General features: G+C 64.0%; 13 protein-coding genes. 10 read left to right on the forward strand and 3 right to left on the reverse strand.

Translation table 11 applies throughout. The annotated features are described in order from the left end of the window. Positions 1-4: 4 nt before the first annotated feature. From SH412_RS18940 to SH412_RS18950, 3 genes are all read left to right on the forward strand, one after another. Positions 5-916, forward strand: coding sequence for a DUF1559 domain-containing protein (locus SH412_RS18940; protein WP_336519577.1), 912 nt, complete (start codon positions 5-7; stop codon positions 914-916). A 142-nt stretch (positions 917-1,058) separates the two neighbouring features. Next, on the forward strand, positions 1,059-1,538 hold the full coding sequence (locus SH412_RS18945; RefSeq protein ID WP_336519578.1) for a hypothetical protein: 480 nt from the start codon (positions 1,059-1,061) through the stop codon (positions 1,536-1,538). A gap of 61 nt (positions 1,539-1,599) precedes the next feature. Beyond that, a complete protein-coding gene (locus SH412_RS18950) occupies positions 1,600-3,000 on the forward strand; it encodes a PepSY-associated TM helix domain-containing protein (RefSeq protein WP_336519579.1) in 1,401 nt (466 codons plus the stop codon). Here the strand turns inward: SH412_RS18950 and SH412_RS18955 are convergent. Continuing rightward, positions 2,982-3,476: a hypothetical protein gene (locus SH412_RS18955; protein ID WP_336519580.1), complete on the reverse strand. Its 495-nt coding sequence runs from the start codon at positions 3,474-3,476 to the stop codon at positions 2,982-2,984. The two genes, SH412_RS18950 and SH412_RS18955, sit on opposite strands and share 19 nt — an antisense overlap. Then, positions 3,476-3,604, reverse strand: a complete 129-nt coding sequence (locus tag SH412_RS18960; protein WP_336519581.1) for a hypothetical protein — start codon at positions 3,602-3,604, stop codon at positions 3,476-3,478. Before SH412_RS18960 ends, SH412_RS18955 begins: the two co-directional genes overlap by 1 nt. A 380-nt stretch (positions 3,605-3,984) precedes the next feature. Here SH412_RS18960 and SH412_RS18965 point away from each other — a divergent pair, with 380 nt between their 5' ends. After that, a complete protein-coding gene (locus SH412_RS18965; protein WP_336519582.1) occupies positions 3,985-5,064 on the forward strand; it encodes a formylglycine-generating enzyme family protein in 1,080 nt (359 codons plus the stop codon). Between the two features lie 75 nt (positions 5,065-5,139). On the opposite strand, the gene SH412_RS18970 is transcribed toward SH412_RS18965, so the two are convergent. After that, a complete protein-coding gene (locus tag SH412_RS18970; protein ID WP_336519583.1) occupies positions 5,140-5,640 on the reverse strand; it encodes a DUF1569 domain-containing protein in 501 nt (166 codons plus the stop codon). Positions 5,641-5,885: 245 nt separating this feature from the next. On the opposite strand from SH412_RS18970, the gene SH412_RS18975 reads away from it, so the two are divergent. The 6 genes from SH412_RS18975 to SH412_RS19000 all read left to right on the forward strand — a co-directional run bounded on the left by SH412_RS18975 (position 5,886) and on the right by SH412_RS19000 (position 13,503). Beyond that, complete coding sequence (locus SH412_RS18975; protein ID WP_336519584.1) at positions 5,886-7,460, forward strand: DUF1549 domain-containing protein; 1,575 nt, start codon at positions 5,886-5,888, stop codon at positions 7,458-7,460. Between the two features lie 58 nt (positions 7,461-7,518). Then, entirely contained in the window at positions 7,519-8,820 is a 1,302-nt protein-coding gene (locus tag SH412_RS18980) for a DUF1501 domain-containing protein (protein ID WP_336519585.1), read from the forward strand. Between the two features lie 139 nt (positions 8,821-8,959). Beyond that, positions 8,960-10,645, forward strand: coding sequence for an EF-hand domain-containing protein (locus SH412_RS18985; protein WP_336519586.1), 1,686 nt, complete (start codon positions 8,960-8,962; stop codon positions 10,643-10,645). A 50-nt stretch (positions 10,646-10,695) separates the two neighbouring features. After that, complete coding sequence (locus SH412_RS18990) at positions 10,696-11,727, forward strand: AAA family ATPase (RefSeq protein WP_336519587.1); 1,032 nt, start codon at positions 10,696-10,698, stop codon at positions 11,725-11,727. After that, entirely contained in the window at positions 11,724-12,590 is an 867-nt protein-coding gene (locus SH412_RS18995; protein ID WP_336519588.1) for a hypothetical protein, read from the forward strand. Before SH412_RS18990 ends, SH412_RS18995 begins: the two co-directional genes overlap by 4 nt. Positions 12,591-12,606: 16 nt before the next feature. Then, a complete protein-coding gene (locus SH412_RS19000; protein WP_336519589.1) occupies positions 12,607-13,503 on the forward strand; it encodes a DUF58 domain-containing protein in 897 nt (298 codons plus the stop codon). The last annotated feature ends 79 nt before the right edge of the window (positions 13,504-13,582 follow it).

Raw genomic sequence — 13,582 nt, forward strand, 5'->3', positions numbered from 1 at the left:
GCATATGCGTCGCGCCGGTTTCACACTGATTGAGCTTCTGGTCGTGATTGCGATTATTGCGATTCTGATTGCGCTGCTGCTTCCCGCGGTGCAACAGGCCCGCGAGGCGGCGCGCGCCACGCAGTGTCGCAACAATCTCAAACAGATGGGACTGGCGATGCACAACTACAACGACGTCTACGGTCGTTTTCCGATCAGCCAGAGCTGGTCGAGCCTGGGGCCGCAGTATGCGATCTCGGCCTGCTGGGCTCGGAGCCTATTGCCGTACGTCGATCAGGCGGGCGCCTTCAACCAGTACAATTCTTCGCTGAGCCATCTCGATCCCGCGAATCGACCGATCGTCGGCCTTTCGCTGCCGCTGTTCAAATGCCCGTCGTCGCCTGCGCAACCCGTGGTGGAAATGACCGTCGATACGGCGGCCTTCAACTGGATCGGAGCCACGAACGGCGAGGTGATCAAGGTCGGCATCAACGAATACGCGTGCTCGTCCAACACGGCGGTCAATGGCGTGTCGACGGTGGGGCTGATGCCCTACAACGGCTTCTCGACCAAGATTTCCGAGGTCACGGACGGCCTGAGCAACACGCTGCTCGTGACCGAGATTGCGGGAGGGGGCGTGGTGTATCGCGCAGACCGTCAGGTCCTCTCCACGAACACCAGCTTGCACTGGCGGATCTGGGCGGGATTCAGCCGTCTTTCGATGCGGGGCTACAGCTATGACGGGCTGGTGCAGCATGGCGGCAATTGCGTCGTCAACTGCAACAGCGACGGCGCCAATCTTTACAGTTTTCATCCTGGCGGGGCCTTCGCACTGCTGGGGGACGGTTCGGTCCGATTTATCGGACAGAACATCGACCTGACCACGATGGTTCGCGTCGTCACCCGGGACGACGGTCAGCCCGTGGGCGAATTCTGAACCGCGCATGGTCTGTCGTCGCGCGGACTGTCGCGGACGAATGCAAGGCGTCGTCCGCGGCGACACGAGAGTAGTCGCCGAGCGCGAGCCAACTCCCGGTCCCTCGATTGGTTTCTGGAATCTGACAGGAAAGTTCCGACCGATGCGTGCCAGCGTTCTCACCGTTTCTGTGTTGACCGTCGCTCTCGCCGGCGGGTGCGGCCGGGGCCGCGACGATGGCCTTGTGAAGTATCAGGTGTCCGGCAGCGTTCGGATCAACGGAGAGCTGCAGAAAGGGGTCGCGATCGTGTTCAATCACACCGATCCCGGCGTGACGGCGAATGCGGCTCGGCCGGTCGCGGTCACGAACGAGGCCGGCGAGTTCCAGCTTTCGACCAACGGCCCCGCCGACGGGGCCGTCGAAGGGACGTACATCGTGACGTTCTTCTGGCCGGAGGGGGGGACCAGTTCGCGCGACTTCCTGAAGGGGAAGTACGTCCGGCCGGAGGCGTCGACGTTCCGGGTGACGATTGATCCGGAGAACACGCTGCTGCCTCCGTTCGACCTCGAAGCTCCTCCGACCGACGTTCTGGAGGCTCAGCAGATTCTGAGCGGCGCGGCGGCGAGGGCTCCGCAGAGTTGACGTTCGGAGCGGCCTGGACGGCGATCCCGCATGAGCTGCCGGAAGAGAGAACCTTCGATCCATGAATGTCGAACGCCTCCGTCGGTACAACTACCGGCAACTGTTCTGGAAATGGCACAAATACGCGGGCCTGCTGGGTGGGCCGCTGCTGATGCTGATCGCCGTCACCGGATCGATCCTGGTCTTTGCGCCGGAGATCGATCACTGGCTGCGGCCCGATCTCTGGACGCTGCCGCCGACTTCTTCGGAGTCCGCGCTTGCGCCGGTGACGGAACAGTCGCTGATCGATGGAGTCCGGCGCGCCTATCCGACGGAGACGCTGGTGCTGTATCGACAGAACCGGAAGGGCGGCGAACCGCATCAGTACTGGTTCTCGGCGACCGGAAGGGGGGGATTCCGTCACGTGTGGGTCAACCCCCGGACCGGCGAGATTGTCGGCGAGCGGATGTGGGAGTCGTCGTTCCTGCGAATCGTCGAGCAACTGCATCGGCGGCTGCTGTCGGGAGAGACAGGGAGCTCGATCATCGAGCTGATTACGGGCTGGGGAATCGTGCTGACGCTGACCGGCTGTTTCCTGTGGTGGCCGAAGACAATCAAGACGCTGTGGCACGGTTTGACGTTGTCGTTGCGCGGATCGGCGTACAAGGTGAACTGGCGCCTTCACAACACCGTCGGGGCGTGGGTTTCGCTGTTCGTGCTGCTCATGTGCCTGACGGGGATGGTGTTCTCGACGTACTCCGGAAAGCTCTACTTTACGCTGATGAACGCCACCGGCGGCAGCAGCCGGTCGGAATCTGAAAGACCCCGATCCGTTCCGATGGAGGGCCGGGGAACCATCGGCATGGACGAGGTGCTGGCGGTCGTGCGGCGCGATGTCGCCGACGACGCGCCGCTGAGCGTCACCTTGCCGCGGGGTCCGACCGACTGCATCACGGTGACCGCCAATCAAGAAGCGCGTCCGCTGTGGTCGAACCGGGGAGGTTACCGGTCCTGGACCTTCGACCAATACTCGGGTGCGCTGCTGTCGAGTGCAACCTGGGACGATCTGCATCCGATGATGAAGTTCGCGCGGCTGAGTCTGACGATCCACTATGGGTCCATCTTCGGGTTGCCGACGAAGGTCATCGCACTGCTGGCGTGCCTGGGGGTGCCGTTGCTGTCCATCACGGGATACCTGATCTGGTGGTGGAAACGGCGGGGCAAGCAGAAGATCGCGAATCGCCCGCTGGCGACGGCGGCGTCACGAACTGAACGCGACTCCGAGCCGATCTCGAAGTGGCTCGTGGCGTCGCTGATTGTCGTGTCGGTCATGTTCCCCACGATCGGCGTGTCCTTTGTCGCGCTCGCCATGTTCGAAGGCCTGGTTGCCGTCTGGCGCAGTGGCCGCGGCAGACGGGAAGAGTCCAACGGATCTAAATCCGACGCCGCGGAAATAGCCGATGTTCAGAGCCAGCCCGTGTGACAGAATCGCCCGCGGAGGCGGATGGGGTGTCCGCCGTTCCGGAGCTGAGATCTCTTCCGGGAAGCGACCAGCCAGATCGACGTCGAAAGCGAGGACCTGATCCACGAAGCCCTGCTGGAACAGGGCTGCGGGTGCACGATGATCATGGTGACGCATCGACAGAGCACGTTGCGGCTGGCCACGCGGGTAATCCGCGTGGCGGAGGGCGAACTGATCGAGGTGACGGGCGGCGATCGAGCGGGTGAGGTTTCCGCGGCCGGCTGAGCCTCGACGGGTCCGACGCGACCGGCGGACGACTGCGACTCCAGGAGCTTCCAGCCTGTTTTGTCGGCCTGCAGCGCGGGGTGGCCTTTGTCGCGGTCGCGGAGTTTGTGCGTGTCGTCGATCGAGTCGAACCAGTCGACGTTGCGGGCGGCGATGACCCGGTCGTTCCAGGCTTCGTCGCTGCCGGCTTCCAGGAGCCAGTCGATGACCATCAGCCCGCTCCTGACTTCGCGGAAGCCGGTGGTTTTGTCGAGAAAGGCCCCTTCTCGATGCCGGTCATCCACGGCTCGGGGCTGCGATCAGAGATGACGGCTTCGAGCCTGTCGGTTTCGACCTGCATGGCGCGGTTATCTTCTGTGACGACCGCCCAGTCGGCATCGGCCTGAGCCTGCGCGACGCGGCGAGGACGAGAGCCAGAGTGAGAAAGACATCGTCACCGAAGGAAATCGGCCGACATCCCGAGCCGATCAGGTGAATTCAAGCGACGGACATGTAAGAATTCGAACCGCCGCAATTTCCGAGACTGAACGCGTCTGGAGCACGGCTGAGTTTTCTGCCCCGACCATGAACCCCGACCCCCGTGGCTGCGAACAGACACGGTCTGTGACCGGCCGCTTTCCGCAGAGTGTCGAGGCCGCGCCGACGAAATGACTCGTCCAGTGGATCTTGCTGGCAACTGATTTTCTCTGCCACACGTCCCGGAAACGATTGGAGAAGTTCATGCAGAACCGCAGTCGGTCGAGTTGGTACGCTCTAACGATCATCATGATCGGAGCCGCTTCGGCAAGCGGCGGCGAGCCCAAACAGGGCGATGCGATCCGGGCCGACCTGGGCGGCGAGATCGTGCTGGAATCGGTCTACATCCCGCCCGGCGAGTTCCTGATGGGGAGCACGCCGGAGGAGAAACTGTGGGCCACGGGGATCGAGGGGGGCGCTCAGGCGGGGACGGAACGCGAATCGTATGAAGGCGAGCAACCGCGGAAGATGCGCGTGAAGGACGGATTCTGGATGGGGCGCACAGAGGTGACCGTCGGGCAGTTTCGGCGCTTCGTCGACGAGACCCGATACGTCACCGATGCGGAACGGCCCGGCGGTCATACGCAGTGCTTCAATCCGAAATGGACCAGCTACAACCTGACGACCAAAGTGACTCATCCCTGGGAGCCGATGACGGGCAAGAGCTGGCGCGATCCGAACTTTCAATTCCCCCTGCGCGACGATTTTCCCGTCGTGTGCGTGAGTTGGGCCGACGGGCGGGCGTTTGCCGCGTGGCTCACCAAACACGAACGCGCGGCGGGACGCCTGCCGGAGGGCCTGGAGTACCGCCTGCCCACGGAAACGGAGTGGGAGTATGCCTGCCGCGGCGGCAGCAAGGAGAGCCAGTATTTCTGGTGGGGGAACGAACTGAGCGAAGGCGAAGGACGATTCAATATTTCGGCGGTCGATTTCCTGCCCGACCGGAAACAGAAATGGCCGCTGTCCAGCGCCCCCTGGAGCGACGGGTTTTCCTTTGTGTCACCGGTGGATCATTACAAAGAACGAGGCCGCAATGGTTTCGGCGTCGCCGACATGTGCGGCGGAGTCTGGGAAGTCATCCTCGACCATTTTGATCCCAAGGGAGGCCACGAAGAGCTGTACACGGTCAAAGAGAATCCGCGCCCGGTCTGTCGGGGGGGGAACTACTTCGACGTTCCCGGCAATGCCCGCTGCGCGGTTCGCCTGGGACTTGCCGGTCCCCACTATTCCGACTCCCGGGATGGCTTCCGCATCTGCCTGGCGCCACCGCGCGATCACAAGTGATGCGACGAGCTGCGTTGAAATCCGGAGCAATTCGCGGGGTGGGCTAGCTTGGTCCACCCCGCGAATTATCGACAACTACGAGGAAGCCTCACCCACATTCCGCAGCCGCAGAAAACTCAGATGATGCGCGCAGTGAATCAACTGCAGCCGTCGAGCCTGGTTGTGGTCCATCGGACCGAACAGAGGCGACGGATGGAGGGAGTCGGTGTGGGCTTCGAAGCGGGCGACGGCGTGGCGCAGCCTTTCGACGGCGGCAGCGTCTTCGCCGCCTGAGACATGGACGGTCTCGGGCATGGTCGGGCCGCCGGCGGGCATGCGGCCGGTGGCGAGAATCCGCTGGAACTGGCGGCGGCCGATCGTGTGGCGGAGGAGCCAGAGGAGGCCGCGGATCGGGGCCGGCTGGCGGGGGAAGCCGTCGAGGGGGAACTGCATCCAGTCGGCGAGATGCAGGCAGGTCTGCGAGAGTTCCCAGCGGCCGAGCGATTCGCAGCCGCCGGCCTGCAGCGATTCGACGTCGCGGAGGACGTCGTCCAGAGACTCGAAGTGGAGTTCCCGGCGGGAATTCGGTGCAGTCACGGCGGGGCTCCTGCGGCGGATGATGCTGACGGCGGCCTCAGTCCGTCGGCTGGCGACACCTCGACACACAAATGCCGTCGGCCGCCACTTCTCAAAAAAAATCGACTTGCCTCTTGACGCTACAGACATTCCGACTACATTGGATCGCAGTTCCGTTCTTCATTCTGCATCATCGTGGTTGCGAGCTTCCTTCGCCACACGGCAGAATCGCGACAGAAAATCCCGACCGGCGGAGAGCGACAGCCATGCTCCTCAAAGCCTCCTCCCTGTTGATGACAGTGACGCTGCTCGGCGGCGCGGCGGCGGCTCAGGAGCCGGCGATGCGCCTGTCGACGCGGGATCTGGCCGAGTGGATCGACCGCCGGTTCGAGGGGGAGTGGGAACGTTCCAAAATCGAGCCCTCCGCCGTCGTGGATGACGCCACGTTCCTCAAGCGGACCTATCTCGATCTGGGGGGAACGCTGCCGCGCGTCTCGGAGGCGCGCGAGTTTCTGGACTATGCCGGCGAACAGAAACGAGATGCGCTGGTCGATCAGTTGCTGAACGAGACCCGGCGGCCGGAAAAGCATGCGGCGCGGACGGCGGCTCACTGGGCCACGCTGTGGCGGCGGATGATGGCGCCCGGCAATACGCCCGAAGCGAGAATGGCGATCGGTCTGGAGCCGTGGCTGCGGGAGCAGTTCCTGGCCAACGTCCCCTATGACGAACTGGCCCGCAAACTGGTGACGGCGAGCAGCACCGACGGAACGCCCGTGGTCGCCACGAATCCCCAGATGGGGATGTCGGGCGGCCCTGCGGTGTTCTATCTGGCGACCGGCGGGAAGCCGGAGACCTCGGCGAGTGCGGTCTCGCGCGTGTTTCTCGGCGTCCGAATCGGCTGCGCCGAATGTCACAACCATCCGTTTGCCTCCTGGAAGCAGCAGGATTTCTGGGGGATGGCGGCGTTCTTTGCCGGGGTGAAAAACGGAACCGTGGCGGATGTGGCGGTCGCGAAAATCCGGCCGCTCAACGGACTGGAAGACTACACGGCGGCCTATCTGGGGGGCGGGCCGGCGGAAGTCCCGGCCGGGAAGACGCCGCGGCAGGCGCTGGCTGACTGGATGGTTTCGCGGGAAAACGCGCACTTTGCGGCGACTGCCGTGAACCGGGTGTGGCAGCAGCTCGTTGGCCGGGGGCTGACGGATTCGGTCGACGATCTGGATCTGGCGTCGGCCGAGGAGCGGGAGATCCTGGACGAGCTAGCGGAGCTGTTTGTGGATGCGGGATTCGATCTGCGGTGGCTGATGACCGGGATCTGCAAGAGCCGGGTTTATCAGCGGGGTTGCGTCGCGCTGGAAGAGGGGGAGATTCCGCCGCCGGGATTTCGACCGGTCAAGGCGCTGCAGCCGGAGCAGATCTTCGATTCGCTGGAACAGGCGCTGGCGCTGCCAATTTCGCGGGCGGATGGAGGGGCGCGGTTCAACGGTCTGCGGGATCAGCTCATTTCCCGGATGAACGAGGCGGCGGCGAACGCTCCCGAGGAATATCGGGCGGGAATTCCGCAAGCGCTGCTGATGATGAACGGACGGCTGACGGCGGAGGCGACGGATCTGGAACAGAGCCGGACGCTGCGGGGGGTGCTTGACGCCCCGTTCCTGAATGCGGAAGCGAAGCTGGAGACATTGTATCTGGCGACGCTGAGCCGGCGGCCGAGTCCACAGGAGCAGGAATTTCTGCTGGCGCATGTGCGGAAAGAAACGGACGAGCGACGGCAGCAGGAAGCATTTGCCGAGATTTTCTGGGGGTTGCTCAACAGTCCGGAGTTTGTGCTGGAGCGGTAACCGTTCGTGGAAATCGGCGCGGGCAGGTCTGTCCGGGCCGTCCGGTGGAGGATTGGCAATGTCACGTGGTGAGCTGACTCGACGCGATCTGTTGCAGACGTCTCTCGCGAGTGCGCTGGGGGTGACGTGTTCCGCGTGGCTGCCGGCGCTGGCGGAGGCGGCGGGCCAGGAGAAAAACCACCGGGCGTGCATCCTGCTCTGGATGGCGGGGGGGCCGACGCAGACGGACACATTCGATCTGAAGCCGGGGCACGAGAACGGCGGACCATCGAAGACAATCGAGACGGCGGTTGCGGGGATTGAGATCAGTGAGCACCTGCCGGGCGTCGCGCGGCAGATGAAGGATCTGGCGATCATCCGGAGTCTGACGACGCAGGAGGGAGATCACGACCGGGCGACGCGGCTGATGTTGACGGGGCATCGTCCGGGCCAGGAAGGGGTCAATTACCCGAGTCTGGGGTCGCTGTTTGCGAAGGAATTGGGCAATGACGAGGGGGACCTGCCGCATTATGTGAGCGTCTCTCCGTTCCGGATGGGAGACGCCGGTGGACCGGGCTTTCTGGGGCCGAACTATGCCCCGCTGGTGGTCTCAGGGGACAGCAGCGATCCGGAGGCGCGGGCGAATCTGACCATCGAGAACCTGAAGCCCGCGGCGGGGGTTTCCGCCGCCACGCTGGCCGGGCGGTTCGAAGTCTCGAAGTTTCTGCAGAATGATTTTTCGAGCCGGGTCACGAGCCCGTCGGCGAAAGCTCACAAAGCCAACTACGAGCGGGCGATGCGGATGATCGCCACGAACGCCAAGGGGGCTTTCAAGCTCGACGAAGAGACGGCGGAGCTGCGGGACCGTTACGGACGAAACCGGTTCGGGCAAGGGTGTCTGCTGGCGCGTCGGCTGGTGGAACGAGGCGTGGCGTTTGTCGAAGTGACGCTTGAGGGATGGGACACGCACGCTGATAACTTCAACGCCGTCCAGCGGTTATGCGGGACGCTCGACCCGGCGTGGTCGGCGTTGATGGACGACCTGCGGGACCGGGGCCTGCTGGAGTCGACGCTGGTCGTCTGGATGGGGGAATTCGGGCGAACGCCCAAGATCAACGGGACGACGGGACGGGACCACTACCCGCTGGCCTGGTCGACAGTGCTGGGAGGGGGGGGCGTCCGGGGAGGGCAAGTTGTCGGTTCGACCGGAAAAGCGGGAACTGAAGTGGCGGAGCGCCCCGTCAAACTGGCGGATCTGTACGCCACGCTCTGCGCGGCGATCGGGATCGACCCCGGTCTGGAAAACATTTCGCCCGAGGGGCGGCCGATTGCGGTGGTGGATCGGGGCGGCAAGGTGATTGAGGAGATTGTGAAGGCGTAGCAGGCGGTGGACGTTTCCGACAGAGCAGCAGAGCCAATGCCCTGAGCATGAGCCAACGGGAATGGATTCAATGGGCCGGACGAATGCGAGCACGAGATGGACGAACGCCGGGCGGTGCCGCCGCCTGTGCGGGGGATCGATGCTCGTACTTGCGGGAAGTTTCGGTCTCGCGAATGCAGTCCCGGCGGCCGAGGTTTCGCCGAGCGCGGAGACGCGGGATGTGATTCTGATGCTGGAGAGCGGACCGGTTCATCTGCGGGTGGCGGTGGCGGTAGGTGGCGTCTCTCCGGCCGATGCCCGGCAAAATCACGTGGATCGGCTGCTGCAGGAGCTCGATGCGAACGGGGACGGAAAACTCTCTCGGGAAGAAGCGCAGCGCTCGCCGCTGTTCCGCGAGAAACAGCGTCCGCGGGCTGAAGAGTTTCTCAAGTCGCTGGGAGCGGAGCTGGCGGTGTCGCGGCGGGATGTCGAGCGGCGCTTTGAACGGCTGGGGGGCGAGACTGTCGTGTACCGGCAGAACTCGACCGCTTCCAGCAACGATTCGGCGGTCTTCAAGCTGCTGGATGCGAACATGGACGGCGTGATCGACGAAGATGAGATGTTTGAAGCGGTCGACCTGCTGCTGGCAAAAGACTCCGACGACGACGAATGCGTGACGTTCGACGAGTTCACGCCCCCCCTCGATCCCGCCGTGGCGCCGGTTGCGGCGCTGCTCGGTCAGCCGGTGGCCCCCACGGCGACGGTGGCGGACATCCTGCGAGATACGCACCAGACGCTGCTGCCGGCGCAGATGATCCGCAAGTACGACCGCAACCGGGACCAGCGGCTGACGGCGGAGGAGCTGGGCTGGTCGCCGCAACGACTCGCCGGCTGCGACACCGATGGCGACGGGAAGCTGACCGTCCGGGAGCTGGGCCGGCTGAATGACTCGCAAGTCGACGCGGAACTGGCGGTCGACGTGGTGCGGGCTGAAGGGCGGTCGATGCTGAGGGTCTTGACCTCTTCGGGACCACGGACGGACGGCGACCGCAATCCGGATGCGGCGACCGTGCGACTGCCGACCGCGGTGATTTCATTCACTGCGCGGGATGTCGATCCCTTTGAAACTTCGATGGCGATTGCGCTGAGAACATTCAACGAGCTCGACGGGGACAGTAACGGCTACCTCGACCGGGACGAAACGATGAGCCGGGAGCGGTTCGGGCGGGGCCTGTTTGACCAGATCGACGCCGACGGGGACGAGAAGATTTTCGGCGAAGAGATGAAGACCTTCATCCGGACGCGGGGCGAACCGGTGGCGACGACGTGCCAGATTACGGTATTCGACGACGGAGCGGGATTTTTCTCAGCCCTGGACGTCAACAGCGATCGGCGGATCTCGGTCCGGGAAATGCGGTATGCGGACAAGTCGCTGGCGACCATGCAACGGGACGAGAAGCCGGGGCTGGGAGAACTGGAGCCGGCGCGGCACTATCGGATCGAGTTTTCGCGCGGGGTCTTCAACCCGTTCGGCGTGAGCGATCGCTCGGCGGATCCGCAGGTCGCCACGGCTGCTGCGCGTCCGCGCCCGGTGGGTCCGATCTGGTTTCAGCGCTGGGATCGCAACAACGATGGCGATCTGACGTTCCGGGAATTTCTGGGGCCGCGGGATGCCTTCGAGCAGCTCGACGCGGATGGCGACGACCTGATCGATCCACGGGAAGCGGAGGCCGCCGAACAAATGCGGCGACCGAGCCCAGGGACTCAATCGCCGGGTACGACTTTGAATGAGAACCGGCTGGAAGACGATGGCCGATCAGAACCGACCTCGAATGATTCACGGTAAATATCGCAAATTTTGTAGTTTCAGACCCTGCTTTCGCGGAATCGAGTTCCATGACGAATGCTCCGTTGAATGATGACGCCGCGACAGTTGCCCGGCTGGGCGAGGCGCGACAGAAGATCCGGCAGGAGCTGGCCCGGGTGGTGGTCGGCCAGCACGACGTAATCGACTCGCTGCTGATCGGCATGCTGTGCCGGGGGCATATTCTGCTGCACGGCGTGCCGGGGCTGGGCAAGACGTTGATGGCGCGGACGCTGGCGCGGACGCTGGACATGGAGTTTCGGCGGATTCAGTTTACGCCCGACCTGATGCCGGCCGACATCACGGGCACGGATGTGATGGACGAGGATCCCACGACGGGCAAGCACCGGGTGTCGTTCATGCCGGGGCCGGTCTTCACGAACTTTCTGCTGGCGGACGAGATCAACCGGACGCCCCCGAAGACGCAGGCGGCGCTGTTGCAGGCGATGCAGGAGGGGGAAGTTTCGGTCGGTCGGGAGACGTACCGGCTGAAGCCGCCGTTCTACGTGGTGGCGACGCAGAATCCGATCGAGATGGAAGGGACGTATCCTCTGCCCGAGGCGCAGCTCGACCGGTTCATGTTCAACGTGAAAGTGAAGTATCCGACCGTCGACGAGGAGGTGCAGATCGTCAAAGGGACGACCAGCACGGTGACGGCGCAGGCGTCGCCGGTGCTGACCTCCGAAGACGTGCTGCGGCTGCAGGACCTGGTGCGGGGAGTGCCGATCGCCGATGGCGTGGTGCGGTATGCGGCGCGGCTGGTCTCGGCGACGCGTCCGGGAGTACCGGCGGGGCCGATCGGGGCCAGGTCGCTGGAAGCGATCCACAAGTACATTTCGTGCGGGGCGAGTCCGCGGGCTTCGCAGTACCTGGTGCTGGGGGCGAAGGCGCGGGCCATTCTGGCCGGCAAATATCATGTCGACTTTGCGGATGTCAAAGAGGTCGCACACCCTGTGATGCGGCATCGGCTGGTGCTGAACTTCCACGCCCGGGCCGACAACATCGACAGCGACGGGCTGATCAACCGGCTGCTGGAAGCGGTGCCGACGGAGGACCCCAAGTGACTGCTTCCATCCGTCTGCGTCGCTCGCTGATCCTCGGGAGCTTCCTGTGCTTCGTTGCGGGCTTTTCGATTCTGGCCTCGGCGGATGAGGACGCAGATCGCGAGCGCACGCGCGCGAAGCTGCTGTCGCAGATGCGAGAGATCGCCGGGCAGTCCGTGGTGACGTTCGTGAATGATTCCGCCGGCGGGCAGCCGCGCCTTGTCGACCAGCCGGTCTTCCGCTACGACGATCAGCCGCGACGGTTCATCGACGCCACCGTGTGGGTCTGGACTCACGAAGGGCGACCGGTGGCGCTCGAAAAGATTGAAGCGCGAGAGAACATCAATACCGGCGTCGCGCAGTGGGGCTACTGCTTCACCTCACTCGCGAGCCAGCGAATCAAGGTGGTCTGGGATGAGCGGCGCAGCTATCAGACGCGGGAGCCGGGCCTCCGCTTCCAGCCAGTCCCGGGCGCACCCGCGGTTGCGGAGAAAGGCCTTGTGCGACGGCGACAACTGCGGGAGCTGGCCCGGAACTTCACGGCCCGCATTCTGACCAACCCCGATACGATGAATTCCCAGGAAATGCGACTGCTGGCCACGCCGCTGCTGGAATACGACGACGCGGACGCCAAAACGCCCAAAGGGGCGGTCTTCGCGTTTTCGACCAATGGAACCAACCCCGACTTCGTCCTGGTGCTGGAATCGCGGCCGACGGCCGGGGGGCCTGCCTGGCACTACGCGGCGGCACGCCTGACCACAGGAGGCCTGACCGTCAAGCACCTGGACCAGACCGTCTGGGAAGTTCCTTTCATTTCGCATTACAACCCCTTGCCGACGTGGGCCTTTTTCGATGCGCCCCGCGAACCGGTCGATCCGAAGTGATCGCCGCAGAGAGACCATGATCGACCTCACGCCATCAGCGACTGACCCGGCCTTTTTCTCCCGCCTCGACAATCTCGAGCTGCGGGCGCGGGGGATCGTGGAGGGATTTCTGCACGGGCTGCATCGAAGTCCGTTCGTCGGTTTCAGCGTCGAGTTCGCCTCGCATCGCGAATATGTGCAGGGAGACGATCTGCGGCACGTCAACTGGAAACTGTTCGCGCGGCAGAACCGGCTGTACGTGAAGGAGTTCGACGCCGAGACCAATCTGGAGCTGCAACTGCTGGTCGACGTGAGCGGTTCGATGGAATGCGCGAACACGGGTTGCAGCAAGCTGTCGTATGCGACGACGCTGGCGGCGGCGCTGGCCCACCTGGCGCTCAAGCAGCACGACGCGGTCGGGCTGACGCTGTATGCCGACGAGGTCATTGCTCACATTGAACCGCGGGCCAAACCGCATCAACTGGATGAAATTCTGCGAATGATTGCGACGACCAGATCGCGGCCGAAGTCGGATGCGGCGAGGGCGCTGCCGCAGGCGGCGGAATTGTGCCGGCATCGCGGACTGGTGGTGCTGATCAGCGACTTCTTCGACGATCTGCCGGCGATCACACACGGGCTGGACCAGCTCCGGTTTCGACATCACGAAGTCGTTGCGTTTCAGATCTGGGACGCCTGGGAGCGGCATTTGCCGCTCGACGGGAATATCTGCTTCACAGACCTGGAAACGCGCGGGGAAATCACCACGCATGCCGAAGGGGTGCGGGAGAAGTACCTGCAGGCGGTCGACGACTGGCGCGGGCAGCTTCAGCAGGAGTGTCTGAACCGGGGAGTGGACCGGGTGGAATTGACGACCGACGACCGGCTCGATCAGGCGCTGCTGGATTACCTGGTGCGGCGTTCGCAAATGATCTGAAGTCTGAGACCAGGACTTTCGGACTGGCGAGTGAATTCGTGGACGAAAACCGAGACGGAGGGCTGCGGGCTCTCCAGGA

The sequence above is a fragment of the Planctellipticum variicoloris genome (assembly GCF_030622045.1).
Classification (GTDB): Bacteria; Planctomycetota; Planctomycetia; order Planctomycetales; family Planctomycetaceae; genus Planctellipticum; species Planctellipticum variicoloris.